This is a genomic window from Enterococcus sp. DIV0436a (genome assembly GCF_051711605.1).
Taxonomy (GTDB): Bacteria; Bacillota; Bacilli; order Lactobacillales; family Enterococcaceae; genus Enterococcus_B; species Enterococcus_B faecium.
Window position 1 is genome coordinate 2,163,303 of the sequence record NZ_JBIONA010000001.1, and the last position, 26,143, is coordinate 2,189,445.

Here is a 26,143-nt window from a genome sequence, read left to right on the forward strand (position 1 = left end):
ACATAAAAAGAACGGGACAAAAATGTCCCGTTCTTTTTCTCACAACCGAATAAACAGTATTTGAGGGCTATTGATGCAGCTAAAACGAATTACGCTTTGTTAGCTGAACCGAACCAGTCGATATGAGATTTAGCATCTTCAACGATTGCTGCTTTACCTGGAGCTAATAATTTACGAGGGTCGAATCCTTTACCTTCTTTATCTTTACCAGCTTCGATATATTTACGAGTAGCTGCAGCAAATGATAATTGGAATTCAGTGTTAACATTTACTTTTGAGATACCCATTGAGATAGCTTTTTCGATTTGATCTTGAGGAATACCTGATCCGCCATGTAATACTAAAGGCATGTCTGGACCTACAGCATCAGCAATTGCTTGTAAGTGGTCAAAAGCTAATCCTTTCCAGTTTTCTGGATATTGACCATGGATGTTACCGATACCGCAAGCTAAGTAGTCGATACCTGTAGCAACCATTTGTTTGCATTCTTCAATATCAGCTAATTCGCCGTTACCGATGATTCCGTCTTCTTCTCCGCCGATTGAACCAACTTCACATTCAACTGAGATACCTTTTGCATGTGCTTTTTCAACAACGTCTTTAGCTAATTTCAAGTTTTCTTCAAATGGTAGATGTGAACCATCGAACATTACTGAAGTATAGCCTAATTCGATACATTCCAAAGCAGCTTCGTAGTCACCATGGTCTAAGTGGATAGCAACTGGAACAGTGATGTTCATTGCTTCAACTAAATCAGTGATTAAATCTTTACAGATTTTGTAACCACCCATGTATTTAGCTGCACCCATTGATGTTTGGATAAGTACTGGTGCTTGTTTTGCTTCAGCCGCTTCAAGGATTGCTTGAGTCCATTCCAAGTTGTTTGTGTTGAATCCGCCGACAGCGTAACCGCCTTTACGAGCAGCTTTTAAAAATTCAGCTCCTGATACTACTGGCATAATAAAATTCCTCCTAAGTTTTGTAAAACTAAATTTGTTAAGACAATTCTTAACCAACGACCCTATTTTACCAAACATTTCGGTAGTTTTCTACTAAAATCAATGAAAATGAAAATTTTCAAGAAGTTTTTTGCAAAAAATAAAATCTCCAATAGCGCTTTAATCGAAAAAAGTCTTTTGCTTTCTATCTTTTTTCCTACAAATAATAACAAATCAGAAAAAGAGAAAAGTGACAAGAAAATTGCTTATCCCCTTCTCTTGCTACTTTTCTCTTTCTATCAAGTTCAAAAATTATTTTGTTTCGTGATCTGCTAATGATGCTCCGACAAATGCTTTGATTAATTTTTGCGGGCGATTTGGACGAGAAATCAATTCTGGGTGGAATTGGCATCCCACAAAGAATTTTTTCTCTGGCAGCTCTACGATTTCTACTAAACGGTTATCTGGTGAGACACCTGAAAAGACTAGCCCTTGTTCTTCAAACAATTGACGATATTTGTTGTTGAACTCATAGCGGTGACGGTGACGTTCTTGCACAACATCGGCTCCATCATATGCTTCAGCCGTCTTCGTTCCTTTTTTGATTTTACATGGGTATAATCCAAGGCGTAAAGTTCCACCCAAATTCTCGATGTTTTCCTGATCAGCCATTAAATCAATAATATTGTTTGCTGTATCTGGATTCGTTTCAGCTGATGACGCATCTTCTAATCCAACGACGTTACGTGCAAATTCGACACAAGCCATCTGCATACCAAGACAAATACCTAAAAACGGAACGTCATTTTCGCGAGCATAACGAATCGCTTCGATTTTCCCTTCTACTCCGCGATCACCAAATCCACCAGGAACCAAGATTCCATCTGCGTCTTTCAAACGTTCTTCTACATTTTCTCTCGTTAATTCTTGTGCTTTGATCCAATCGATCTCGATGTCTGAATTATAGGCGAAACCAGAATGTTTCAATGCTTCAACTACTGAGATATATGCATCTGGTAACTCGACATATTTACCGACAAGCGCAATCCGTACTTTTTTCTTCAAGTTCAAGACACGTTCTTCTAATTCTTTCCATTCTGTCATGTCTGCTTCTGGTGTATCTAGTTTTAAATGGTCGCAAACAATTTGATCCATTCCTTGTGCTTGTAAAACTAATGGGATGGAGTAAAGTGTATCTACATCTGGCGACTCGATAACTGCTTCTGGTTCGACATCACAAAATTGTGCCAATTTATTTTTCACGCTTTGAGAAACAGGTTGCTCTGTACGTACCACCAAAATATTCGGTTGGATACCTAAACCACGTAGCTCTTTTACACTGTGCTGCGTTGGTTTAGTTTTCATTTCTCCAGCAGCTTTCAAGTAAGGAATCAATGTTGTATGGATATACATAACATTATCTGTACCGACATCTGCTTTCATTTGACGAAGTGCTTCAAGGAATGGCAAAGATTCTATATCCCCTACTGTTCCCCCTACTTCTGTAATGATCACATCTGAGTCAGTCATTTTAGCTGCTCGCATGATTTTTTCTTTGATCTCATTTGTAATATGAGGAATAACTTGAACAGTTGCTCCCAAGTATTCGCCCTTACGTTCTTTACGCAAAACTTCAGAATAGATTTTTCCTGTCGTCACGTTGGAGTATTTGTTCAAATTGATGTCAATAAAACGTTCGTAGTGGCCCAGATCCAAATCTGTTTCAGCACCATCATCTGTTACGAATACTTCTCCGTGCTGATATGGGCTCATCGTCCCCGGATCCACGTTGATGTATGGATCAAATTTTTGGATAGTTACTTTTAAGCCGCGGTTTTTCAATAAGCGTCCTAAAGAAGCTGCAACAATCCCTTTTCCGATTGATGAAACGACACCGCCGGTCACAAAAATATATTTTGTCATAAGTTCAAAAACTCCTTTTTAATTTATGTGCAGGAAAAGTCTCAGAAAATAAACAAAGCTCCCTATTCTTCAATAAGAATAGGGAGCCGAAATTTCTGTAAACTTCTGACCCTCTAAAAGGGTGCCCAAGGTGTATAATACAAGCTGACTAAGGGAAAGTCAAGTACTCAAATGAATACTATCCGCTTACAATTTTTTCTTTTTCGATATCCTTTGAGAAATTATTTCTTAAGTCCTTTATGAGTGCAAAAAAAATTTAACCCACATAATAAGCTTGATATAAACATAGCTAACGTTAAACCTAAGCAAATCAGAAAATCGTTACTGAAAAATTTTAAGTGAAACAATAGATAAAAAAATAAAACAAACATTATGATAGATAATATCCCACCTAACAAAGAACTACTTTTTCCTACTTGCAGCAACAGTTTATATAGCTTATCGTAGAAACAATCTTTTTCTTTCACCCTTATTTACCTCCTTTACGTAAAAAACGTAGTCCACAGTTCTCGGATTTTTGGCATATCTTTTCTATTAAATAATATCAAAAACAAAACAGTTCCACTAATTTTTTCAAAGATGACCTTTTTTTCAACAAAAGTGCCTTGTAGGGATTCATTGAAGGTAACGAATCACATAAGTAAAAAATAAGGAGATGCGACAAAAGTCGTGCCTCCTTATTTCTAAATAAACGGTGTTCTCCTGCCAACTCCTCGGTCACAAGTCACAATATCCATCAAACATGAGAAGCTGTTTTTGAAATTGCTCCTTGTGACTCAGAGTTAAACGGCAGGCTTACGACCTCTTGATAAACGGTGTTCAAAAGCCAGTTTCTCGGTATTAAGCCAAATTTATGCAAAAATGTAGAAAGCCATTTTCACAAAATTTTTCTTAATACTCGAAACTAAACGTCTTTTTCAAAACCTCTTGGTAAACGGTGTTCAAAAGCTTGCATCTGCGGTAATAAGTTCAGCCAATTCAAAAACAAGAAAAGCTGTTTTTGCTTGGCTATTCTTATTACTTGTTGCAGGGCAGCTTTTTCACAACCTCTCCACTAAACGGTGTTCAATCAGCTGACCCTCGGTATTAGCTCAAAAAACGGCAAAATATGAGGAACTATTTTTCCGTTAGTTTCTCTAATACTCAGGTCAAAACGCTGATTTCACAACCTCTAATTCACGGTATTCCTGTTTTAATAAAGTTCTAGATATTGTTCTCTTTCCCACTCGGAAACAGTTTGTCTGAATGCCGCCCATTCGAGACGTTTTGCTTCAACAAAATTTGAGAAGATATGTTGTCCTAATGCGTCAATCATTACATTATCCTTACGCAATTCTTTGATAGCATTATGGATAGTTGAAGGTAAGTCCTGGATATGTGCAGCTTCTCTTTCTTCCTCATCCATTACATAAATGTTACGGTCAACAGCTGCTGGCGGTGTGATCTGATTACGGATACCGTCTAGTCCTGCTTGCAACAATACTGCCATTGCCAAGTATGGGTTTGCAGATGGATCAACTGACCGCAATTCCAAACGTGTGGATAAACCGCGAGATTCTGGTACACGTACTAATGGCGAACGATTACGGCCACTCCATGCGACATAAACAGGCGCTTCATAACCTGGAACGAGACGTTTATAAGAATTGACTGTTGGATTGCAAACGGCTGTGTAGGCACGAGCATGTTTCAGCAAACCACCTAAGAAATGATAAGCTGTTTCACTTAGTTCCAATTCACCGCCTTTATCATAGAAAACATTTCCTTCATCATTGAACAAAGACATATTGCAATGCATACCAGAACCATTGATCCCAAATAACGGTTTCGGCATGAAAGTCGCGTGAAGTCCATGCTTGCGTGCAATCGTTTTGACAACGAGCTTGAAGGTTTGGATATTATCACAAGCATCTACCACATCTGCATATTTAAAGTCAATTTCATGCTGTCCTGGCGCTACTTCATGATGTGAAGCTTCCACTTCAAAGCCTAGACTTTCTAATTCCAACACGATGTCACGGCGGCAATTTTCACCTAAATCTGTTGGTGCAAAATCAAAATAACCACCTTTATCATTCAAGGTCGTTGTGATCCCACCGTCTTCGTCTAATTTAAATAAGAAGAATTCTGGTTCAGGTCCTAAATTGAAAGAGGTAAAACCAAGGTCGCGCATATCTTTCAATGCTCGTTTCAAATTCCCGCGAGGATCGCCGGCAAATGGTGTCCCATCCGGATTATAGATATCACAAATTAAACGAGCAACTTTTCCATGAGCACTTTCCCACGGGAAGATCATCCAAGTGGAGAGATCTGGATACAAATACATATCGCTTTCTTCAATTCGTACAAATCCTTCAATCGAAGAACCGTCAAACATCATTTTATTTTCTAATACTTTGTCGATCTGGCTCACTGGAACTTCTACATTTTTGATCGTACCTAAGATGTCTGTGAACATCAATCGTAAAAATCGTACGTTTTCTTCCTCAATGATTCGTTTGATTTCTTCACCTGTTATCTGTTTCTTTACCATGGTATCCCTCTTCCTTTTTTAATTTATTCAGTCAAAGAATTGTCTTTGCAATCCTTGCGACTGATAATGACCTGTTTTGCTTAACCCACCTTGCGCCAAAATCTCATCACGAAAAATTTGTCGAACGTCATGATCTGTCAACGGCTTCTTGTTTTTTGCTTCTTGTTTTTTCGCCTGTGCCATTTCGTATACACGTTTGATCCCAGCCATATTCAATCCATCTGAAAGATAGTCTTTAATCTCAAGCAACATATCAATATCATTCAGCGAATACATACGTCGGTTTCCTTCGCTTCGTTCCGGATGAACTAAATCTTGTTCTTCATAATAGCGAATTTGCCGAGCAGACAAATCAGTCAGCTTCATAACTGTACCAATTGGAAATACGGACATAGATCGGCGCAATTCCTTTTCTCCCATCAGACGTCCCCTTTCGTTTTATAAGTTGGCTAAAGTGTACCAATTAAAAAAAATATTGTCAACTGCATATGTTAGGTTTTCTAACATGAGATCTCTATTTTTTTATAAAATAACAAAAAATAAGAAAACAAAAAAGGTATCTAGTTGATTTTCGTACCAGATACCTTTTATTTTTTTATTATACTGTACTATCCTTTATTAGTGTTTTTATTGTTAAAAAAACAAAATTTTATTGGTTTTTTCTTAACCATTTTGAATTGGTTTTTGCAAACCCTTTAACTTCATATTCGTTTGTTTCTTCCATGTACGCTTCGTCCAAAACCATTGTTTGTCTTCTCAACTCGCTTAATTTCTGTCCTTCGTTGCTTGGCACAGAAAGTGTATAAGGGGTCATTAGTTCCATCAGCTGACGTTTGATTGCTTCGATCAACGCCATCTTACCTTCTTTCGTCTGAGTAGAAATCAATACATTTGGGAATAGCGTAGGCGTGAACATCGCTGGGTCGATCTGGTCTGCCTTATTGTAAACAGTCAGTATCGGCATTTCTTTCATATTCAGTTCATCCATCAATTTTAGGACAGTCTGCTCCTGTAAAATACGATCTGAAGAACTAGCATCGACTACATGTAGCAAAAGATCCATATTTTGACTTTCTTCTAATGTAGAATGGAAAGCATCGATCAGTTGCGTAGGCAGGTCTTGGATGAACCCGACGGTATCCGTTACAGTAATCTCAAATCCTTCAGCAAAACGCCATCTCTTAGTCAATGGATCTAACGTTGCAAACAATTGATCTTTCGAATAAGTATCCGCTTGTGTCAATAGATTCAAGATAGTTGACTTCCCGGCATTCGTGTAGCCAATAAGTCCAATCTGAAAAATCTCGCTATTTTTTCTTTTTTGGCGATTGCGCTCTCGATGAGCTTCTACTTCTTTCAATTCTTTCTTAACAGCAAAAATTTTATTCCGTATATGTCGGCGGTCTGTTTCTAACTTTGTTTCACCTGGCCCTCTTGTTCCGATCCCACCGCCAAGACGAGATAATGTTTTCCCTTGCCCTACTAAACGAGGCAGCAGGTATTCTAACTGAGCAAGTTCAACCTGCAGCTTCCCTTCTTTCGAACGAGCACGCATCGCAAAAATATCTAAGATCAGCTGCACGCGATCAATCACCGGAAGACCAACAGCATCGGTAATCAGTTGGCTCTGTCTCGGAGTTAGCTCATGATTAAAGATGATCAAATCCGCTTCATGCGCATCCGCTTGTTGAACTAATTCTTGTAATTTCCCTTTACCGATAATCGTTTGCCGATCCACTTGTGGTCTCTTTTGTGTAATTGTGAATACGACTTCTCCTGATGCGGTATTCGTCAGCTGAACTAGCTCTTCCATTGACTCTGAAAAGTAACGCTGGTTTACTTCGGTTTCTACCCCTACGATGATCACTTTTTCTTCCATTTTATTCCGCCTCCAGCCATTTTTTGATTGTTTGCTCAATCTGACTCTTTTGATTTGGCTCACTTATAAGATCAAACCACTGTGCATCCAAACGGTTACGAAACCACGTCAACTGACGTTTCGCGTATCTTCTCGAATGTAGTTTGACTTGTTCTGTTGCTTCTTCCAATGTTTCTTTCCCTTCAAAATAAGGGAAAAATTCTTTATATCCAATACCTTGACTGGCCTGGACTTCTCCAAGCTCATACACCTTACGCGCTTCTGCTACTAAACCTTCTGCTAGCATCAAATCGACTCTTTGATTGATTCGTTCATAAAGAATACTACGCTTCGTATCTAATCCAATCATGAGGTAATCATACAATTGCTTTGGCTCTTCTTTAGGTGCCGTGATACTATGTCCTGTCGTCTCTAAAACTTCCAGAGCTCTTATCACCTTTCGTTGATTGTTCCAGTGGATTTTCTCAGCAGCTGCCGGGTCTTTTTCTTTCAACTGATTCCATAATGCTTGGGAACCAATTGTTTCAGCTAACGTTTCGTATTTTTTTCTAATCTCAGGATTCGCTTCTTCTGTCGCTCCTAACTGATAATCATATAGAAGGGATTGGATATACAGACCCGTACCACCAGCTATGATAGGTAGGTGCCCTCGGTTCGCAATTTCAGTAATCAATTGTCGACCTGAATGCTGAAAATCAGCGGCTGAGTAACGTTGAGTAGGTTCAATCACATCAATCAAATGATGCGGAACATCATTCATCTCTTCTTCTTTGATTTTTGCTGTACCGATATCCAGATTTTTATAGATTTGCAGTGAATCACCACTGATGATCTCTCCTCCAAATAGTTGTGCGAGTTCCACACTTAGCGCTGTTTTACCGACTGCTGTCGGACCGACGATCACTAATACTTTTTCCATATTTTACCTACTTTTCGTTGATTGTTTCCACCGAAGAGCTTTCTCCGGAAAATCAGTTATTATTCCATCTATTTTGAGTTCTTGACATTTGGCCATTTCTTCTTCATCGTTGATCGTCCATGCACGAATTGCTTTTGGAAAATCAGCTGCCTGGCCTGGATGTTCGAACAACCAAGTATTTTTTGGATGTACTCCTTCTATATAAGGGGTTTCTGCTGCTAGTTGGACCTTTTTATCAGAAGTACTCATCAATAAGTCCAGCTGTATCTCCGGTTCCAGTAACGCGATTTTTTCCAAAGAATCCAAATGAAAGCTGCAATATGCATGTTGAAAAGGCCAATCTCTACTTTTTAATGTTTCGGCTAATTTTTCTTCGATACCGGGATATTCATACTGATCAGTTTTAATTTCAATCATTAGCATCCCTCGGTAATTTTTTTGGAGAAGCAGTCCTAACACTTCTCTCAATTCAGGAACTTTAGCTGCTGGAAATTCTTTGCTGAATTTTCCTCCTGCATTCAATTTTTTGAGTTCTTCCAATGTTTTTTCTCGAATCAGCCCTTTACCGTTAGTCGTCCGGTCCACTTCTTCATCGTGCATAACGATCAAATAACCATCTTTGCTTAGATGGACATCTAGTTCGATACCATCTGCACCTACTCGTACAGCTTCTGCAAATGCAGGAAGCGTATTTTCTGGGTGGGTGCCGCTGCTTCCGCGATGGGCATAGATTTGTAACATCTTTCTTCACTCCGTTCAGTTCTATTGTATCATTAAGAAAAAAAGAAAGCATTACCACGCTCTCATGTGCAACGGCAATGCTTCAAAATATCAGCTCCAAACATCATCTTTCGAGAAGAAACCAATCGGCTGGCGCGTCATAGTCTTCAACTGAGCTTTTTTTTCATTGATCATTTCAGTCAGACTATCCGTAAAATTCTCTAAAATCACGCGTCCGCCTTTATAAGCATATCCACCAATCTTCATTGTTTCATCTGGAGATAAAATCACTTTTCGATGGGAGATATTCTTAAATAGCTCGTCTAAAATATAATTTGGCAAATAAAAACTATTTTGCGCTGAAAATGATTGGAGATACGCAAAATCGTCAATCGTGATATAACAATCATCAAATGCATCAAAGCTGACATATTCTTCCATCAGCGTTGTCCGTTTCTGCAAGATCTCGTTGATCTTTTTATTTAATTGATTCAGCGTCTCGATTTCTTTGACTTTCAATTCCAATTCACGTCTACGCTGTTCTTTATTTTCCAAGTGACGCATTTGCAGTATCATGCCGATATAGACAACTACAGCACCTGTCAGCACTCCGATAAGACCAGTAATACCAACTATCAATCTGTTGTTCCTCCTTGTTTTGTTTCTCTGCTTATCATACCATAAAGCGGGTTTATGCGACTAATTTGCCTAAGTTTTTTATTTGACCTTTTTTGACCAAAAATGTATACTACATTTTAGGTATTAGAAACTAAATTATGGTACACTATTTCTAAACGAAATCAAGGAGGAACTCTATTATGAATTTAATTCCTACAGTCATTGAACAATCTTCACGAGGTGAAAGAGCTTACGATATCTACTCACGTTTATTGAAAGACCGTATCATCATGTTAAGCGGCCAAGTAACAGATGATCTTGCTAATTCGATCATCGCCCAATTGCTTTTCTTAGACGCTCAAGATTCTGAAAAAGATATCTATCTTTATATCAATTCTCCTGGTGGTTCAGTTACAGCAGGTATGGCTATTTACGACACAATGAACTTTGTCAAAGCAGATGTCCAAACAATTGTTATGGGTATGGCTGCTTCAATGGGAAGCTTCTTGCTGACAGCTGGTACAAAAGGTAAACGATTTGCTTTACCAAATGCTGAGATCATGATCCATCAACCTCTTGGCGGCGCTCAAGGGCAAGCAACTGAAATCGAAATTGCGGCACGCCATATTTTGCAAACACGCGAACGCTTAAACAAAATTTTAGCTGAACGCACTGGACAACCGCTTGAAGTGATTGAAAAAGATACAGATCGTGACAACTATATGACAGCTGAACAAGCAAAAGCATATGGATTGATCGATGAAGTCATGGAAAACAGTTCTTCATTAAATTAATCTGTTTCAAAGGAAGCTTTTTTAAGCTCTCTTATCTAAACCAAATAAAAAAGGATGGTCAACTCAAACTGACCATCCTTTTTTATTTTATGGATGCTACTGCCTATCTTTGCTCCTTGAATTTTCCTTGCGCATGCATCCGACCTATCTCGACATAATGCTGGATGTTTTCTTTGTTTTTTTGTATTTCTTCTTTTGTCAAAGGACGGATCACTTTAGCTGGGCGACCAAAAGCCAAGACATTAGGAGGAATAACTTTTCCTTCTGTTACTAATGATCCAGCACCAATCAAACTATTCTCACCAATAACCGCATGATTCAATATCGTGGTCCCCATCCCGATCAGCGCCCCTTTTTCGATTGTACAGCCATGTAGCATGCACTGATGTCCTACCGTCACATTCTCCGCAATATCTACAGGTGCATCATGATCGACATGGATGATTGTACCATCTTGGATATTCGTTCTTTGTCCTACTTTTATCCAATTACTGTCCCCGCGTAAAACAGCTTGATACCAGATCGTCACATCTTCTGACAATGTCACGTCACCAATCACTGTGGCATTTGATGCTATAAACCGTTCCATATTTATTTTTCTCCTTTCATTTTTTGTAGAAACTAATCCTATTGAATAAAGATATCATAGCATATATTTATTTCATAAGAAAAAAACAGGTAAAACCTGCTCAGGCCAGATGTCTATTTACAGTATCTGGTAACTGACGTTTTACCTGTTTTTATTGTACATCTATATTTTCTTCTATTACTTTTTTTAAAATTAATTCGTACACTTCTATTTGTGCTGCCAAGCGTTCGATTTGAAACTCATTTTCAAAAAAATCAGCTGAATCAAAAGGCTTCGTCTGACAGACGTGCGTTAAACGATCAACTTCTCTTTTGGCTTCAGTAATTTTTTCATTTAAAAACTGTTCCATCTCCGTGTCCTCACTTTTCTTGATAACTTTACTTTACCATTATCAAGAATAGAGAACAAAAAATAAGTTTTAAACTGTTTTATTCTTATATGACTTATTCTGCTTCCTCAGCAAATTGGCTGTTATACAGTTTTTCATAAAATCCACCTTGTGCCAATAAACTCTCATGCGTTCCTTTTTCAATGATCTGACCTTGATCCATCACTAGAATCAGATCTGCATCACGGATTGTCGATAAACGGTGAGCGATGACGAAACTTGTCCGTCCCTCCATCACGCGATCCATTGCTTTTTGAATCAACGCTTCTAAACGGGTGTCTACTGAACTTGTTGCTTCATCTAAAATCAAGATTTTAGGATCGGAGACCACTGCTCGGGCAATCGTCAGCAACTGTTTTTGTCCTAAAGACACATTGTCTCCCTCAGAATTGATGGCCATATCATATCCATCTGGCATTGTTCGGATAAAATGATCTACGTTTGCTGTTTTCGCAGCATCAACTACTTCATAATCTGTTGCATCAAGCTTTCCGAAGCGGATATTATCTGCAATCGTTCCTTGATAAAGCCATGCATCTTGCAAGACCATACCAAATAGCGAACGCACATCACTGCGACTCATTGATTTGGTGTCGATTCCATCAATCCTTATTGCTCCTTTGTCTACGTCATAAAAACGCATCAATAGATTGATCAATGTCGTCTTGCCGGCACCGGTCGGACCGACCACAGCTACGGTTTGACCAGCTTTCACTTCAAAATTCAAATCTTGGATTAATGGTTTCTTCGGATCATATGCAAAATCGACATGATCGAATGTCACATCTCCTAAAATCGTTTCTGGCAGTGAAGCATCTACTTTGTTTTCTTTTTCTTCTGGCTCATCTAAAATCTCGAATACACGTTTCGTTGCCGCTGATGCACTTTGCAAAACTGAAGACAATTGTGTCACGTTCCCCATTGGCTGACTGATTTGCCAAATATATTGGATGAATGCTTGTAGTTGACCGACAACGATCGCCCCAGTAATAACATAAAAGCTTCCTAGAACAGCCATACCAATATAAGTAGCATAGGCAGTTAATTGAACTAGAGGCATCATCAAGCCAGAAATGAATGCTGCACGAAACCCAAAGTATTTCAAGCTGTGATTAACTTTTTTGAATCCTTCCAATGTTTCTTTTTCGCGTCCATATACTTTCAATACACTAAAACCTGTCATATTTTCTTGGACGTAGCCGTTTAGCTCACCAAGAGAATTCTGCATGCTTTGAAAATATTTCTGCGAAGCATTGATCACTCGTTTTGAGATCCAGATCGATGTTGGGATCATGATCATAGAGATCAGCGCCATCATCGGCTGGATATAAAACATCATTGCTGCAGCCAACGTAATTCCCAATATCGCATTTACGATACCAATAAAAGCTTGTTGTAAAGCACCGCTGACTGCATCTACATCATTCGTCACACGAGACAAAATATTTCCTTGCTGGTTTTTATCGAAATATGAAACCGGAAGACGATTGATTTTTTCTTCTATGTCTCTTCTCAAATCATGCATGGCACTTTGAACGACATTTGTCATCAAAACACCAGAAAGTAATTGCGAAATACAATACCCTATTCCAACAACTGTGATCCAAATGAGACATTTGAATATATAAGAAAAATTGATTGATTCGCCATTGGCAATATTACGGCTGATTTCTGTAGTAGGAAGTCCTGTAACATATGGCAAAGCCACGTTGAAAGCCACTGTCAGAACTGTAAATAGGATCACTAAAAGAAAAGTCCCACGATACGGTCTGATATATCGAGCTAAACGTTTTAAGGAAGAAAAGGTTTTTTTCATGCTAATTCCTCCTTTGATAATTGAGAAGCGGCAATATCATAATAAATCGGGCATTTTTCCAACAACTCCCGATGCGTCCCCATACCGACGACTTCTCCTTCATTTAATACGATGATCTTATCTGCATGCATGATCGTTCCCACACGTTGTGCTACGATCAATACAGTAGATTCTGTCGTTTCTTTTTTCAGACGAGCACGTAACTTCGCATCCGTTTGATAATCTAATGCAGAAAAGCTGTCATCAAAAATATAGATTTCCGGACGGCGTATGATGGCTCTGGCTATTGCCAATCGTTGTTTTTGCCCACCTGAAAAATTGGAACCACCTTCTGATAAATGTTCATTAAATCCATCTGGTTTTCGAGAAATGAATTCTGAAGCTTGAGCAATCTCAGCTGCACGTTCCATTTCTTCTTGCGTAGCATCTTCTTTCCCGTATCGCAAATTATCTGCAATCGTTCCAGTAAATAGCAACGCTTTTTGCGGAATAAACCCAATCTTATCTCGCAACTTGCTTAGCCGATAATCTCTCACGTCTACTCCATCGATCAAGATCTTTCCTTCACTCACATCATAAAAGCGAGGAATCAATTGGATCAACGTAGATTTTCCGCTACCGGTACTTCCAATAAAAGCAACGGTTTCTCCTGGAGAGGCTGTAAAACTGACATTTCGAATCACTGGTTCTTGCGAATGGCCTGGATAAGCAAATGTTACATTTTGAAATTCGATATACCCTTTAGTTTTTGTATCAGATATACCCTTTGGATCTTCTACAATCGAAGGTTTGGCATCTAGGGCTTCTTGGATACGTCCAGCTGAAACAGCTGCTCTTGGATACATCATGAACACACTGGCAAATAACATGAATGAGAACAAGGCATGGAATATATACTCGATAAACGCAATCAAATCTCCTACACGAAGCTCGCCTGCATCGATTTGCACTGCCCCGCTCCAGATGATCAATACCATTACGATATTAAATAAGAAATAAAAACCCGGTTGTGCAACAGCCATCAAACGGAATAAGCTTTTTGAACTAGAAGCATAATTCTCATTGACTACAGCAAAACGTTTTTCTTCAAACTTTTCATTGACGAATGCACGAATCACACGCAATCCTGAAAGATTTTCCCGCAAGATACTGTTGATTTTATCTAAGTTTTTTTGTTGCTTTTTAGATAACGGTTCAGACACCTTAGCAATCGCTACGACTGCCAATAATAGTAAAGGTAATGCACCTACTACATACAAACTGAGTGTCACACTTGTACGCATGACCATGTACAAACTGACAATGAACATCATTGGTGCCATAAAACCGATACGTAAAATATTTTGCAGGAACAACATGATCTGATAAGCATCGTTTGTTGTACGAGTGATCAATGAAGATACGCCTAGATTTTCGTATTCCTGATGCGAATAACTTTGGATCTTTTCGAACAAATCATCTCGAATATCTGCTACGATATTAGTCGTAATCCTCGAACCAAAATAACCTAACAAGATATTCAAAATAATACCGATTACAGTAATAACGATCATAAATATCCCTTGTTGCTTCACATAATCAAAATCATCATTGCGGATTCCTACATCGATCATACGTGCTAAAATCGTAGGAAGTCCTAATTCAATCAAAATAAAACCAAATACGCATATGAAATTGAAAAACAAGAATTTCTTATAACGCATGGTATAATGCCACATTAGTTTCACTTTCTCATCTCCTTTTAATCTTTTGTTACATTTTCATTACTAAAAATGATAGCACAACGAGCCTATTAATAGAACACTTCTCTCATAAAAAAGTCATTATGATTATAGCGGGATGATAAACATTGATTTTTTCTTTCAATCTAGTTGATTTCTATACTTATTTGCTGTTTTATGCTAGAATAACAATTAATTGTTGTATATTTTTTATACAGAAGGTACGGTTGAAAAAATATCCGAACAGATAAGCAAAAACGAGGCTTGTCTCTTTGACTCGAATCCAGTATTCTAGTCAAAGCATATGAAAAACCAGGTGGCTTGTCCCCTCGTTTTGTGTTGTCTAAAAAAATCAACTAGCTAAATCACTGCTTTACGCAGATAAAGGAGACAAAACAATGATCTATAAAGTTTATTATCAAGAAACAAAAGTACGCAACCCTAAACGGGAAGAAACAAAATCTCTTTACATTGAGGCAAAAAGCGATGTAGACGCTCGCCAACGTGTGGAAGAAAATACCCCATACAATATTGAATTCGTTCAACTTCTAGAAGGAAGTCATCTAGAGTACGAAAAAGAAAATGCTGATTTCTCATTAGTGGAGTTTTAATATGAAACTTTCCATCAAAAATAACGAGACAGGCGTCTTTGCTATTGGTGGATTAGGTGAAATCGGGAAAAATACGTATGGGGTACAATTCCAAGATGAAATCATTTTGATTGATGCCGGGATCAAATTCCCGGAAGACGATTTACTTGGAATTGACTATGTCATTCCCGACTACAGCTACATCATACAAAACTTACACAAAGTAAAAGCCTTGGTGATTACTCACGGGCACGAAGACCACATCGGCGGAATACCCTACTTGCTGAAACAAGCAAATATTCCTATCTATGCTGGTCCTCTCGCATTAGCGTTGATCACAAACAAATTAGATGAGCATGGCTTGCTTCGAGATGCAGAGCTCCATGAGATCAATGAAGATACGATCATCCGTTTTAGAAAGACTTCTGTCAGCTTTTTCAGAACGACCCATAGTATCCCAGATGCATTAGGGATCGTGGTGAAAACACCTTCTGGAAATATCGTAGCGACCGGAGACTTCAAATTCGATTTCACTCCTGTTGGCGAACCAGCAAACTTGCATAAAATGGCTCGTATCGGGGAAGAAGGAGTCTTGTGCCTTTTATCTGATAGTACAAATGCTGAGATTCCAACATTTACTAAATCAGAAAAAACGATTGGGCATTCTATTTTGAAGATCTTTTCAAAAATCGAAGGACGTATCATTTTTGCCAGCTTTGCTTCTAACATCTTCCGTTTGCAGCAAGCAGCAGATGCCGCTGTGGCAACTGGTCGTAAAATCGCTGTTTTCGGACGAAGCATGGAAAATGCCATCGTCAACGGTCAACGTTTAGGATATATCAAAGTTCCAGACGGCACATTTGTAGATGCACACGAAATCAATCGCTTGCCTGCCAATGAAACGATGATCCTATGTACAGGTTCTCAAGGAGAAGCGATGGCCGCGTTGAGCCGCATCGCGAATGGTACTCACCGTCAAATCCAAATCCAGCCAGACGATACAGTGATCTTTTCAAGTTCACCTATTCCTGGTAATACAACAAGTGTCAATCATTTGATCAATTTGCTGTCTGAAGCTGGTGCAGAAGTGATTCACGGAAAAATCAATAACATCCATACTTCCGGTCACGGTGGACAAGAAGAACAAAAATTAATGCTTCGTTTGATGAAGCCAAAATATTTTATTCCTGTCCACGGAGAATTCCGCATGTTGAAAGTACATGCTTCTCTAGCACAAGATGTAGGTGTTCCTGCAGAAAACTGCTTCATCATGGAAAATGGCGATGTTTTAGCGTTAACTAGCGATTCTGCGCGTCCTGCTGGGCATTTTGTGGCTGGAGATGTGTATATCGATGGTAGCGGGATCGGTGATATTGGTAATGTCGTTTTACGTGACCGTCACCTGCTTTCAGAAGAAGGTCTTGTATTAGCTGTCGCGACAGTGGATATCAAGAAAAAAGAAATCTTGGCTGGTCCAGATATTCTCTCTCGTGGATTTGTCTACATGCGAGAATCAGGAGAAATGATCAATGAAGCTCAGCGAATCTTATTCCACGCTTTAAGAGAATGTTTGAATGGACCTGACTGTTCAGAATATAAATTGAAAGAAGCGATGACTGGCGCGCTTCAGCCTTTCTTATTCGAACGTACAGAAAGACATCCAATGATTTTGCCAATGGTAATGACACCAGATGAAGAATAAATAAGAGATTATGAAATCAGCACCTTGTCCTTAATATGAGAGAAAACAAATGAAAAACATGAGAAGCCATTTTTGTTTGTTCTTATTCCTTGATACAAGGTGGCTCTTTCATAGCCTCTTAAATTTATTTACTTTTTCATACAAAAAAATACCTGCCACAAGAGAAATTGTCTCTTGTGGCAGGTATTTTTGTTACTCGCTTTGTTCTCTCGTAAAAATTGATGTCTACCATCAATTTGATTTACAGATAAAATTAAGCTTTTACAACGTTTGCAGCTTGTGGGCCGCGGTCTGATTCTTCAACGTCGAAAGTCACTGCTTGACCTTCTTCTAATGTTTTGAATCCGTCACCTTGGATAGCTGAGAAGTGAACGAATACGTCGCTTCCATCTTCACGTGAGATAAATCCAAATCCTTTTTCAGCGTTGAACCATTTTACTGTTCCGTTTTCCATAATAATATCCTCCTCGTGCCAAAAGCACTAATTTAAATTGTAACATTGCTCGTGTACGATAGAGGTGCAACAGATGTTTCAACTTCTATTCCCAAACAAAATTACAATATAATTGTACACTTGCTTCATTTTTTTTGCAAGAAAGCAACTTACTTCTCTTCCATCATTCCTTCTTCTCTCAAACTAAAATATCGTTTGCGTCCGATGATCAAGTGGTCCAGTACAGTGATCCCCATCATTTCTCCACACTTTTGTATCCTTTTGGTAAAATTCATATCCTGCTGCGATGGAATAACATTACCAGAAGGATGATTATGCGCTAAAACGATCCTTGCTGCACAATAACGTACAGCATAATGGAAAATTTCTCTAGGATGAGCGACTGACTGATTCAGCGAACCGATGAACACTGTTTTTTTTAAGATCACTTGATTCTTCGTGTCCAAATAAATACAAACCAAATGTTCTTGTTTGTGATCTTTCATTTCCAGAATCAATTGCTGGGCCAATTCGTAGCTGGTACGAACCGGTGGAGCCGCTCTTTCATGATCCGTCTGAATTCGTCGACCTAATTCGATCAAGGCTTTGATTTCGATTGCTTTCACGCGTCCTATCCCTCGAATCTCTTCTAACTCATGCAAAGTAGCCTGTCGTAAAGAGGCCAGTCCTCCAAACGTTTTTAACAGATTTCCAGCAATCGACATCACACTATAAGGGTGTTGACCGGTACGCAGTAAGACTGCCAAAAGCTCCTGATCCGATAAAGCTTCCGCGCCATAAATTTCCATACGTTCCCTTGGTAAAGAGCTAGTAGGTACTTCTTTGATCAATCGTTTTCCCAAAAAAACATCTCCTTTCTATCTTATCTAAAATAAGATACGAAAAGAGATGGATTTTTATTTTAACAATGCAGGGATTTCATGTAAAGAAGAAACAACCCCAGCTGTTTTTTTGATCAATTCTTGAGATGGTGGAAGCAGATCTGGTACCATGACTACCGGGATCTCAGCCGCAGAAGCTGCTAAAATACCATTTTGTGAATCTTCTAAAATCAATGTTTCTTTCTTCGCTGTACCTAGCTTCTGATTAGCTAACAAGAAAATTTCTGGGTCTGGTTTTGCTCGTTGAACATTTTCTGCAGAAACAATCGTCTCAAATCGTTCAAACAGATTGTTCTTCTTCAATAAAAGTTCAATGACTGCTCGTTGGTTACTGGAAGCGACAACTTTGGGAATCTGATGTTCTTCTAAAAAAGAGAGGAGTTCCAACACACCGGGCTTCATTTGTACCGCTCCTTGCGAAAAACGTTCAAGCGTTTCCTGGTATGAATCATCTATGAATCTTTGTACACTTGTTTTGCCAAATTCCGAGAAAATCATATGATAATTCGCCCATACTTCTTCATCTGAAACACCTAAGAATTTTAAATACAGGTCTTTATCATAAGGAAAACCCATCTTGTCTGCTACTACTTGTGTGGCTTCGTAATACACTAACTCTGTGTCGAACAGCAAACCATCCATGTCAAAAATCACTGCATTATACTTCATGATCTCCTCCTAATTGTATTAATAAATGGCGAACTTCTGAAATGAAATAAAGTGAACCGGTCACAACTAATACGTCTTCATTTGTCATCTTTTCCAATATGTCTGCTAATCCGAATTGCCACAATGAAACGATTGATACTCTCTCACTTGCTAAATCTGATACTTCACTTAATTCGATGGCTTTTGGATGTTCAAAGGTCGTCAAATAAATATGGACATTTGGTACTTGCTGCAATCGTTCTAGCATTTCTCTAACATTTTTAGTTCGTAAGGCGGAAAACAAAATGTTGATTTGATATCCTTTGAATTCTTTTTTCAAATTCTCAACAAGCCGGTTCATTGCATGCGTATTATGGGCACCATCTAAAACAACTAATGGCTCGTTACTCAAACGCTCCATTCTTCCTGGCCATCGAGATTTCTTCAATCCCTTCAAAACATCTTTTTCTCGGAAAGGCAGCTTTTCCAATTGACAGTAAACAAAATACAATTCGATGGCTACTCCTGCATTTTCAGCTTGATGTTGCCCTAAAAGCGGAGTGGTTAATTGAGGGATCTTTCCTATTTCATTAAAAAATTCAAATACTTCTCCCCACATCTCATCAGGATGCAGATAGTTTATTTTATAATTTTCCCCGTATACATAAAGCGGTGCATTTTTTGCTTTAGCTGTTTGTTGGATGACAGTAAAAGCTTCTGGGGCAATATTTCCTGTTACTACTGGAACGCCTTGTTTGATGATTCCAGCTTTTTGTGCAGCGATTTCTTCAATTGTATCTCCAAGTATTTCGGTATGATCAAGTCCAATCGTTGTTATTCCCGTCAGCATTGGTACAGCTACATTGGTAGAATCCAATAAGCCGCCTAAGCCAACTTCGATAATCGCTACGTCCACTTTCTTCATCAAAAAATAATCAAATGCCATTGCTGTTAATGTCTCGAATTCAGTAATACCAGCTACTGCTTCAAATTGATCAAGTTGTTTGATCAGTGGCTGATATTTTTTTACAAGCTGGATCAAATCATTGTCTGGGATGCTTTTGCCATTGATTGCGATCCGTTCATTGAACGTTTCGATATAAGGTGAAGTAAATGTACCTACTGTCAGCCCAGCCTCTTCTAATAGGCTTCTCAAATAAGCTACAGTAGAACCTTTTCCGTTTGTTCCAGCGATATGGATCGTTTTTACTTTTCTCTCTGGATGCCCTACCACTTCTAATAAAGCTTCGACTCGGTCAAGGCCAGGACGTGAACCAAATGGTAATCGACTATGGATCCATTCTATTGCTTCTTCAATCGTCATCAACAATTCCCCCATTTCTCTTTTATTATAACAAATAGAACACATAAGAAAAATAAAAGTATGACAAAGAGAAAAGAAACAGAGAGAGGAACGATTTTATCAACTACTTTATTGACTCTTGATACATGATCCATCTCCCTCCTTCTCCTACATAATAAGAGTAGACTAAAAAAGAGATGTGACAAAATTTATGTCACATCTCCTTATGAATCGAAGCTAAGAGTGAGGCTCAAACTCTTTCCTGTAACGATGTTCAATCAGCTAGCTTTTAGTAATAGCTAGCTGATTGAACACTCTCTTTTTCTATTCTTATTGAATAGTACGCAAACTTTCGATTCGTTCTTTGACAGCCGTTTGCTTCTCTAAATAATCTTTTTCTTTTGCACGCTCTGCCTCTACTACTTCTTCCGGCGCGTTAGAAACAAAACGTTCATTAGAAAGTTTTCCTTGGACACGTTTTACTTCGCTTGTCCACTTTTCCAGTTCTTTTTCTAATCGTTTGATTTCTTCTTCAATATTGATCAATCCTGCTAACGGCAAGAAGATTTCTGCACCTGTCAGAACAGCTGACATCGCTAGATCTGGCGCAGTGATCTCACTTGATATCGTCAACTCTTCGGGATTACAGAAGCGTTCGATATAGCTTGTATTTTCAACTAAAAATTGATCGATTTTAGCATCGTTTGTTTTAATTAGCAACGTAATTGGTTTAGACAATGGTGTATTCACTTCTGAACGAATATTTCGAACGGCTCGAATCAATTCTTTCAATACTTCCATCCCTTTAGAAGCTGTTTCATCATCAAACTCTGGACGTACAACAGGATATTCTGCCACTACTAGAGAATTTCCCTGATGAGGAATATGTTCCCATATTTCTTCTGTAACGAATGGCATGATTGGATGCAATAAACGTAGGATCTGATCAAGTGTATGAACTAAGATGCTACGGGTGGTTTGTTTTGAAACAGCATCATCTCCATAAAGTACTTCTTTACTCATTTCGATGTACCAGTCACAAAAATCATCCCAGATAAAGTTATACAGTTGTCGACCTGCTTCACCAAATTCAAAACGATCAAATAGCTCAGTTACTCGTTCGATCGTTTCATTCAAACGAGTAAGGATCCACCGGTCAGCCACTGATTTTTCTCCAGATAAATCGATCTCTTCTACGGTCATTCCTTCGATATTCATGATAACGAAACGTGAAGCATTCCAGATTTTGTTGATAAAGTTCCAAGAAGCATCCATTTTTTCATAGCTGAAGCGGACATCTTGTCCTGGTGCAGAACCATTCGATAAGAACCAGCGGAGAGCATCTGCTCCATACTTTTCGATTACTTCCATCGGATCGATTCCATTACCTAATGATTTACTCATCTTCCGCCCTTGTTCGTCACGGATCAATCCATGAATCAAGACATTCTCAAATGGACGTTCGCCAGTAAATTCCAAGCTTTGGAAAATCATTCTGCTTACCCAGAAGAAAATGATGTCATAACCGGTTACTAAAGTGCTAGTAGGGAAGTATCGCTTATAATCTTCGCTTTCCGTATCTGGCCAGCCCATTGTTGAGAAAGGCCACAAAGCTGAACTAAACCAAGTGTCTAAAACATCAGGATCTTGTACCCAGTTTTCACTATCCGCTGGTGCTTCCATCCCTACATACATTTCACCTGTTTCTTTGTGATACCATGCAGGAATTTGATGTCCCCACCATAATTGTCGTGAGATTACCCAATCATGGACATTTTCCATCCAACGTAAAAACGTTTGATTGAATCTTGGAGGGAAGAATTCCACTGCTTGATCTGTTTCTTGGTTATCAATGGCTTTTTTCGCTAACGGCGCCATTTTTACAAACCATTGAGTAGACAGCCGAGGTTCAACAACGACACCTGTCCGCTCGGAATGACCCACACTGTGGATCATCGTATCGATTTTAATCAATCGACCGATTTCTTTCAGATCTTGCACGATTGCTTTACGAGCAGCAAAACGATCCATTCCAGCATATTTTCCTGCTAGTTCATTCATCGTACCATCATCATCCATAACATTTACGCGTGGAAGATCATGACGATTACCTACCTCAAAGTCGTTTGGATCATGTGCTGGAGTGATTTTTACTACACCTGTCCCGAATTCCATATCTACATATTCATCTGCAATGATTGGGATTTCTTTATTGACTAAAGGTAGAATCACTTTTTTGCCGATGAGCGCTTGATAACGCTCGTCTTCTGGATGAACAGCAATCGCCGTATCTCCCAACATCGTTTCTGGACGGGTTGTCGCAATTTCTACTACGCCTGATCCATCTGCTAGTTCATAGCTCATATGATAAAAGGCGCCTTCGATATCTTTATGAATAACTTCGATATCAGATAGAGCTGTTCGTGCTTGAGGATCCCAGTTGATGATATATTCACCACGATAAATCAAACCTTTTTCGTATAAGGTAACAAAAACTTTACGTACTGCTTCAGATAATCCATCATCTAATGTAAAACGTTCCCTACTGTAATCTAAAGATAAGCCCATTTTAGCCCACTGTTCGCGGATGTGGCTCGCATACTCTTCTTTCCATTCCCACACTTGATCGATGAACTTTTCACGACCTAGATCATAACGAGAAATCCCTTGCTCTCTAAGCTTCGCTTCTACTTTTGCTTGTGTCGCGATTCCTGCATGGTCCATACCAGGCAGCCATAAAGTATCATATCCTTGCATTCTCTTTTGACGAATCAGCATATCTTGCAAGGTCGTATCCCAAGCATGCCCTAAATGAAGTTTTCCAGTAACATTTGGGGGCGGGATTACGATTGAATAAGGTTTTGCTTTTTTATCTCCGCTCGGTTTAAACAAATCTTGTTCTAACCAATGCTGATAACGTCCAGCTTCAACTTCTTGCGGATTATATTTTGTTGATAGGTTATTTTCTTCCGTCATGCTGTTTTCCTCCTTTAAACTAAAAAACGTCCTAAAATACTTTCGTATTCTAGGACGTATGATTTACGCGGTACCACCTAAATTGCAATAATCAATCATTATTGCCTCTCAAGTGAGTTAACGATCACGACTCGTCTATCTCTACTCCATTCAAGACAGAAACTCCCAAGCTACCTTCACTGGTTGTCATTGAGAACCTTTCAGCAGATAGTTCTCTCTCTAAGAATGAATGTGCCAGTTACTCCTCTTGTTCAGCGTTATGCTTCATTCTACAATGGTTTTTTTTTTTAGTCAACAAGTGGTCGTGAAAAAACCACTTCATTTAGTACTAAAAAATTTTTGAAAGAATTACGACGAGTTCTCGCAAGATCAATAAGCCTACTCAAATTTTCCTAAGAAAAAACTTCTGAGTAATTCTCATCAAAGTAAATAAGCGTCTGCAACTCGGTTGTCAAATCAATGTATTGAACATTGACATAAGCTGGGACAGTTACTCTGTCAGGCGCAAAATTAAGTATAGCGGTTACATTTCCTTTGACAATTTCATCAATAGCAGATTGTGAATATTTACTTGGTACCGTAGAGATTGCTACTGTCACATTTTTTGCTTTGGCTATCTCCGCGAAACGATCAATCGGATAGATCATTTCTCCATCAATTACTCGATTGATCAGTGCTGGATCATTATCAAAGACGCACACGATATTTAGATTTTCATTTCTTCTAAAATTGTTGTGTTTCAATGCTTTGCCAAGATTTCCATATCCTACTAATGCGATTCGTTTTTCTTCTTTAGTATTAAGGATATTATTGAATACATCGATAAGGAAAGGGACATCATAGCCATATCCGCTTCTGCCTAGCTCGCCTAATTGCGAGAAGTCTCTGCGGATCGTTGCAGAAGGAATTTGGGTGATTTCGCTAAACTCATTTGATTTGATTCTACTTATGCCTGAGTCATCCAGCATCTTCAAGTAGCGTAAATATAAAGGTAATCTTTTCGCAGTTGCTTTTGGCAGTGTATCTGTTTTTTCTCGCATAACGACGCTCCTTGTTAATAATTTCACATATTTAGTGTAACATGTTTCTAACCCGGGAGCAAGGTTACAAGTAGGAAGGAAAAGGGTGTGAGACAAATAAAACGGAACTGTGACAAAAGTCTTGTCGCAGTTCCGTTTTCCGAATAAACGGTGTTCCAGAAGTAACTTCTTCGGAAATAAGCCGAAATTTCACAAAAATTTGAAAAGCAATTTTCGTAAATTCCTTCTTATTTCTTGAAGCTGCCCACTTCTGTCACAACCTCGCTATTTCATGGGAAATTCTCTTTTTTATATCATTTATCAACTGTAGCTTGATCTCTAAATAAAATTTTATTTTTCAGTTAGTAAAAAAGAACCGGCTTTTCCATAACTTCTTGATAAATGGTATTCAATCAGCTAATCTTCGACATTAGTTCAAAAACGGTAAAATACATGGAGCTATTTTTTCGTTTTGTTTCTCTAATACTCTGGTCAAAACACTATTTTCATAACCTCTTATAGCAATTCTGAAAATTCTTCAGTTTTTTCATTAGACGATTCTGCTTGTATCTCTTCCATCTTCAAGCCAGCTAGTGCTCGTTGGATCATTTCATCTATTGCTAAACGCTCTTCATATTGATGGACCTTTTCCAGTTGAGGGCGTGTTTTTGGCTGTGGAGGAGCAAAAATCGTACAGCAATCTTCAAAAGGCTGGATAGAAAGATTAAATGTATCGATCTGTTCTGCTACTTCAATGATTTCAAGTTTATCCATTGTCGCTACAGGCCGAATGATTGGCGTATTCGTTACTTCATTGATAGCCACCATACTTTGCAAAGTTTGTGAAGCCACTTGACCTAATGATTCACCATTCAAAATGACTAAACCATGACGAATACGGCGAATTTCATCGGTCAAACGCAACATCATTCGACGAGTAATTGTCATCCAATATCCTTGTGGCACTGACTTTTTGATTTCTTCTTGAATCTCGGTAAATGGCACTTCGATAAAATGGATCGTTCCCACATAAGGTGCTAGTTTGGCTGTTAGATCTTTTGCTTTTTGCAGTGCTTGTTCACTTGTATACGGCGGACTAGCAAAATGAACAGCTTCAATTTCCACTCCCCGCTTCATGGCAAAGTACCCTGCTACAGGAGAATCAATCCCCCCAGAAAGCATAAGCATTCCTTTTCCGCTTGTTCCTACGGGCAATCCTCCAGCTCCCTTGATCGTTTCATACGATAGATAAGCGCCATCACGCCGAATCTCTACACGTAATGGAATATCTGGTTGACGCATTTGAACTTGGATATGCGGGAAAATATCAAAAACAGCATTACCTAATGTTTGATTCAATTCATTACTTGTCAATTCAAATTGGTGATCGCTTCTTTTAGCGATAATTTTAAATGTTTCTTTCCCAGTATAAATTTCTTTCATGATGTCTTGAACAGCTTGTTTTAAAACTTCGACATCTTTTTCTACACGAATACTTGGAGAAAAATTTTGGATCCCAAATATTTTTGCTAGTTTTGGAATAACTAGCTGCCCGTCTGCGCCATTCAATAAAAGATGCATCCGGTCCCGATCAGCATGGATTTTGATTTCTGGAAAGTCTTTCAAAGCTTGTCTGACATTTTGTGCTAGTTGCATGATAAAGCTTTTTCGATTCTTTCCTTTTGTCGAAAGTTCCCCATAACGGACCATAATTTCACTGTATTTCACAAGA

At 38.7% G+C, this 26,143-nt stretch carries 24 protein-coding genes and 1 other annotated feature; of the genes, 4 read left to right on the plus strand and 20 right to left on the minus strand.

Features of this window, described 5'->3' with window-relative positions; genetic code table 11:
* Positions 1 to 89: 89 nt before the first annotated feature.
* Positions 90 to 959, minus strand: coding sequence for a class II fructose-bisphosphate aldolase (locus IGL15_RS10705; protein ID WP_002294057.1), 870 nt, complete (start codon positions 957 to 959; stop codon positions 90 to 92).
* A gap of 102 nt (positions 960 to 1,061) precedes the next feature.
* Here IGL15_RS10705 and IGL15_RS10710 point away from each other — a divergent pair, with 102 nt between their 5' ends.
* Positions 1,062 to 1,274 carry a hypothetical protein gene (locus tag IGL15_RS10710; protein ID WP_002294058.1) on the plus strand — a complete coding sequence of 71 codons (213 nt, stop codon included), beginning with the start codon at positions 1,062 to 1,064 and terminating at the stop codon, positions 1,272 to 1,274.
* On the opposite strand, the gene IGL15_RS10715 is transcribed toward IGL15_RS10710, so the two are convergent.
* From IGL15_RS10715 to IGL15_RS10750, 8 genes are all read right to left on the minus strand, one after another.
* Positions 1,251 to 2,861, minus strand: coding sequence for a CTP synthase (locus tag IGL15_RS10715; protein WP_002286999.1), 1,611 nt, complete (start codon positions 2,859 to 2,861; stop codon positions 1,251 to 1,253). The two genes, IGL15_RS10710 and IGL15_RS10715, sit on opposite strands and share 24 nt — an antisense overlap.
* Positions 2,862 to 3,082: 221 nt before the next feature.
* The gene (locus IGL15_RS10720) at positions 3,083 to 3,328 is read right to left on the minus strand and encodes a hypothetical protein (RefSeq protein WP_002326505.1); all 246 of its coding nucleotides are present in this window, start codon (positions 3,326 to 3,328) and stop codon (positions 3,083 to 3,085) included.
* A gap of 725 nt (positions 3,329 to 4,053) precedes the next feature.
* Positions 4,054 to 5,394 (minus strand): type I glutamate--ammonia ligase, encoded by a 1,341-nt coding sequence (glnA, locus tag IGL15_RS10725; protein WP_104765587.1) that lies wholly within the window; start codon positions 5,392 to 5,394, stop codon positions 4,054 to 4,056.
* Positions 5,395 to 5,421: 27 nt separating this feature from the next.
* Positions 5,422 to 5,814, minus strand: a complete 393-nt coding sequence (locus IGL15_RS10730) for a MerR family transcriptional regulator (protein WP_002299672.1) — start codon at positions 5,812 to 5,814, stop codon at positions 5,422 to 5,424.
* 229 nt (positions 5,815 to 6,043) lie between these two features.
* Positions 6,044 to 7,273 carry a GTPase HflX gene (hflX, locus tag IGL15_RS10735; RefSeq protein WP_104765588.1) on the minus strand — a complete coding sequence of 410 codons (1,230 nt, stop codon included), beginning with the start codon at positions 7,271 to 7,273 and terminating at the stop codon, positions 6,044 to 6,046.
* A gap of 1 nt (position 7,274) precedes the next feature.
* Entirely contained in the window at positions 7,275 to 8,192 is a 918-nt protein-coding gene (miaA, locus tag IGL15_RS10740; protein WP_002324581.1) for a tRNA (adenosine(37)-N6)-dimethylallyltransferase MiaA, read from the minus strand.
* A gap of 3 nt (positions 8,193 to 8,195) precedes the next feature.
* Positions 8,196 to 8,933, minus strand: coding sequence for a glycerophosphodiester phosphodiesterase (locus IGL15_RS10745; protein WP_086324953.1), 738 nt, complete (start codon positions 8,931 to 8,933; stop codon positions 8,196 to 8,198).
* A 90-nt stretch (positions 8,934 to 9,023) separates the two neighbouring features.
* Positions 9,024 to 9,551, minus strand: coding sequence for a hypothetical protein (locus IGL15_RS10750; protein ID WP_002289403.1), 528 nt, complete (start codon positions 9,549 to 9,551; stop codon positions 9,024 to 9,026).
* A 179-nt stretch (positions 9,552 to 9,730) separates the two neighbouring features.
* Between IGL15_RS10750 and clpP the strand changes: the two genes are divergently transcribed.
* Positions 9,731 to 10,324 (plus strand): ATP-dependent Clp endopeptidase proteolytic subunit ClpP, encoded by a 594-nt coding sequence (gene clpP / locus IGL15_RS10755; protein WP_002289402.1) that lies wholly within the window; start codon positions 9,731 to 9,733, stop codon positions 10,322 to 10,324.
* Between the two features lie 103 nt (positions 10,325 to 10,427).
* Here the strand turns inward: clpP and IGL15_RS10760 are convergent, their stop codons facing one another.
* The 4 genes from IGL15_RS10760 to efrA all read right to left on the minus strand — a co-directional run bounded on the left by IGL15_RS10760 (position 10,428) and on the right by efrA (position 14,844).
* On the minus strand, positions 10,428 to 10,913 hold the full coding sequence (locus IGL15_RS10760; protein WP_002319637.1) for a gamma carbonic anhydrase family protein: 486 nt from the start codon (positions 10,911 to 10,913) through the stop codon (positions 10,428 to 10,430).
* Positions 10,914 to 11,064: 151 nt separating this feature from the next.
* A complete protein-coding gene (locus tag IGL15_RS10765; RefSeq protein ID WP_002296291.1) occupies positions 11,065 to 11,262 on the minus strand; it encodes a hypothetical protein in 198 nt (65 codons plus the stop codon).
* A gap of 94 nt (positions 11,263 to 11,356) precedes the next feature.
* Positions 11,357 to 13,117 carry a multidrug efflux ABC transporter subunit EfrB gene (gene efrB / locus IGL15_RS10770; protein ID WP_002299665.1) on the minus strand — a complete coding sequence of 587 codons (1,761 nt, stop codon included), beginning with the start codon at positions 13,115 to 13,117 and terminating at the stop codon, positions 11,357 to 11,359.
* Positions 13,114 to 14,844, minus strand: coding sequence for a multidrug efflux ABC transporter subunit EfrA (gene efrA / locus IGL15_RS10775; protein WP_002299664.1), 1,731 nt, complete (start codon positions 14,842 to 14,844; stop codon positions 13,114 to 13,116). The genes efrB and efrA overlap by 4 nt, the downstream gene beginning before the upstream one ends.
* A gap of 392 nt (positions 14,845 to 15,236) precedes the next feature.
* On the opposite strand from efrA, the gene IGL15_RS10780 reads away from it, so the two are divergent.
* Together IGL15_RS10780 and rnjA are read left to right on the plus strand one after the other, a co-directional pair.
* Positions 15,237 to 15,449, plus strand: coding sequence for a DNA-directed RNA polymerase subunit epsilon (locus IGL15_RS10780; protein WP_002287947.1), 213 nt, complete (start codon positions 15,237 to 15,239; stop codon positions 15,447 to 15,449).
* A 1-nt stretch (position 15,450) separates the two neighbouring features.
* The gene (rnjA, locus tag IGL15_RS10785; RefSeq protein WP_002287948.1) at positions 15,451 to 17,130 is read left to right on the plus strand and encodes a ribonuclease J1; all 1,680 of its coding nucleotides are present in this window, start codon (positions 15,451 to 15,453) and stop codon (positions 17,128 to 17,130) included.
* A 253-nt stretch (positions 17,131 to 17,383) separates the two neighbouring features.
* Here rnjA and IGL15_RS10790 read toward each other — a convergent pair whose 3' ends face one another.
* The 7 genes from IGL15_RS10790 to thiI all read right to left on the minus strand — a co-directional run bounded on the left by IGL15_RS10790 (position 17,384) and on the right by thiI (position 26,139).
* Positions 17,384 to 17,584: a cold-shock protein gene (locus tag IGL15_RS10790; protein ID WP_002294067.1), complete on the minus strand. Its 201-nt coding sequence runs from the start codon at positions 17,582 to 17,584 to the stop codon at positions 17,384 to 17,386.
* Between the two features lie 149 nt (positions 17,585 to 17,733).
* Positions 17,734 to 18,426 (minus strand): RadC family protein, encoded by a 693-nt coding sequence (gene radC / locus IGL15_RS10795; protein ID WP_104765671.1) that lies wholly within the window; start codon positions 18,424 to 18,426, stop codon positions 17,734 to 17,736.
* A 54-nt stretch (positions 18,427 to 18,480) separates the two neighbouring features.
* Positions 18,481 to 19,134, minus strand: coding sequence for an HAD family hydrolase (locus IGL15_RS10800; protein ID WP_002287951.1), 654 nt, complete (start codon positions 19,132 to 19,134; stop codon positions 18,481 to 18,483).
* Positions 19,124 to 20,437 carry a bifunctional folylpolyglutamate synthase/dihydrofolate synthase gene (locus tag IGL15_RS10805; protein WP_002294071.1) on the minus strand — a complete coding sequence of 438 codons (1,314 nt, stop codon included), beginning with the start codon at positions 20,435 to 20,437 and terminating at the stop codon, positions 19,124 to 19,126. Before IGL15_RS10805 ends, IGL15_RS10800 begins: the two co-directional genes overlap by 11 nt.
* A gap of 309 nt (positions 20,438 to 20,746) precedes the next feature.
* Positions 20,747 to 23,392 carry a valine--tRNA ligase gene (locus tag IGL15_RS10810; RefSeq protein WP_002298863.1) on the minus strand — a complete coding sequence of 882 codons (2,646 nt, stop codon included), beginning with the start codon at positions 23,390 to 23,392 and terminating at the stop codon, positions 20,747 to 20,749.
* A gap of 47 nt (positions 23,393 to 23,439) precedes the next feature.
* Positions 23,440 to 23,656 (minus strand) — a binding site (T-box leader).
* 128 nt (positions 23,657 to 23,784) lie between these two features.
* The gene (locus IGL15_RS10815; RefSeq protein ID WP_002287954.1) at positions 23,785 to 24,432 is read right to left on the minus strand and encodes a redox-sensing transcriptional repressor Rex; all 648 of its coding nucleotides are present in this window, start codon (positions 24,430 to 24,432) and stop codon (positions 23,785 to 23,787) included.
* 495 nt (positions 24,433 to 24,927) lie between these two features.
* On the minus strand, positions 24,928 to 26,139 hold the full coding sequence (thiI, locus tag IGL15_RS10820; RefSeq protein WP_002287955.1) for a tRNA uracil 4-sulfurtransferase ThiI: 1,212 nt from the start codon (positions 26,137 to 26,139) through the stop codon (positions 24,928 to 24,930).
* Positions 26,140 to 26,143 lie beyond the last annotated feature (4 nt).

Excerpts from the sequence above, each read along its gene's own strand:
- IGL15_RS10705 (WP_002294057.1), bottom strand. The coding sequence starts at position 959 with ATGCCAGTAGTATCAGGAGCTGAATTTTTAAAAGCTGCTCGTAAAGGC.
- IGL15_RS10710 (WP_002294058.1), top strand. The coding sequence starts at position 1,062 with ATGAAAATGAAAATTTTCAAGAAGTTTTTTGCAAAAAATAAAATCTCC.
- IGL15_RS10715 (WP_002286999.1), bottom strand. The coding sequence starts at position 2,861 with ATGACAAAATATATTTTTGTGACCGGCGGTGTCGTTTCATCAATCGGA.
- glnA (WP_104765587.1), bottom strand. The coding sequence starts at position 5,394 with ATGGTAAAGAAACAGATAACAGGTGAAGAAATCAAACGAATCATTGAG.
- IGL15_RS10730 (WP_002299672.1), bottom strand. The coding sequence starts at position 5,814 with ATGGGAGAAAAGGAATTGCGCCGATCTATGTCCGTATTTCCAATTGGT.
- hflX (WP_104765588.1), bottom strand. The coding sequence starts at position 7,273 with ATGGAAGAAAAAGTGATCATCGTAGGGGTAGAAACCGAAGTAAACCAG.
- miaA (WP_002324581.1), bottom strand. The coding sequence starts at position 8,192 with ATGGAAAAAGTATTAGTGATCGTCGGTCCGACAGCAGTCGGTAAAACA.
- IGL15_RS10745 (WP_086324953.1), bottom strand. The coding sequence starts at position 8,933 with ATGTTACAAATCTATGCCCATCGCGGAAGCAGCGGCACCCACCCAGAA.
- clpP (WP_002289402.1), top strand. The coding sequence starts at position 9,731 with ATGAATTTAATTCCTACAGTCATTGAACAATCTTCACGAGGTGAAAGA.
- IGL15_RS10760 (WP_002319637.1), bottom strand. The coding sequence starts at position 10,913 with ATGGAACGGTTTATAGCATCAAATGCCACAGTGATTGGTGACGTGACA.
- IGL15_RS10765 (WP_002296291.1), bottom strand. The coding sequence starts at position 11,262 with ATGGAACAGTTTTTAAATGAAAAAATTACTGAAGCCAAAAGAGAAGTT.
- efrB (WP_002299665.1), bottom strand. The coding sequence starts at position 13,117 with ATGAAAAAAACCTTTTCTTCCTTAAAACGTTTAGCTCGATATATCAGA.
- IGL15_RS10780 (WP_002287947.1), top strand. The coding sequence starts at position 15,237 with ATGATCTATAAAGTTTATTATCAAGAAACAAAAGTACGCAACCCTAAA.
- rnjA (WP_002287948.1), top strand. The coding sequence starts at position 15,451 with ATGAAACTTTCCATCAAAAATAACGAGACAGGCGTCTTTGCTATTGGT.
- IGL15_RS10790 (WP_002294067.1), bottom strand. The coding sequence starts at position 17,584 with ATGGAAAACGGAACAGTAAAATGGTTCAACGCTGAAAAAGGATTTGGA.
- IGL15_RS10800 (WP_002287951.1), bottom strand. The coding sequence starts at position 19,134 with ATGAAGTATAATGCAGTGATTTTTGACATGGATGGTTTGCTGTTCGAC.
- IGL15_RS10805 (WP_002294071.1), bottom strand. The coding sequence starts at position 20,437 with ATGACGATTGAAGAAGCAATAGAATGGATCCATAGTCGATTACCATTT.
- IGL15_RS10810 (WP_002298863.1), bottom strand. The coding sequence starts at position 23,392 with ATGACGGAAGAAAATAACCTATCAACAAAATATAATCCGCAAGAAGTT.
- IGL15_RS10815 (WP_002287954.1), bottom strand. The coding sequence starts at position 24,432 with ATGCGAGAAAAAACAGATACACTGCCAAAAGCAACTGCGAAAAGATTA.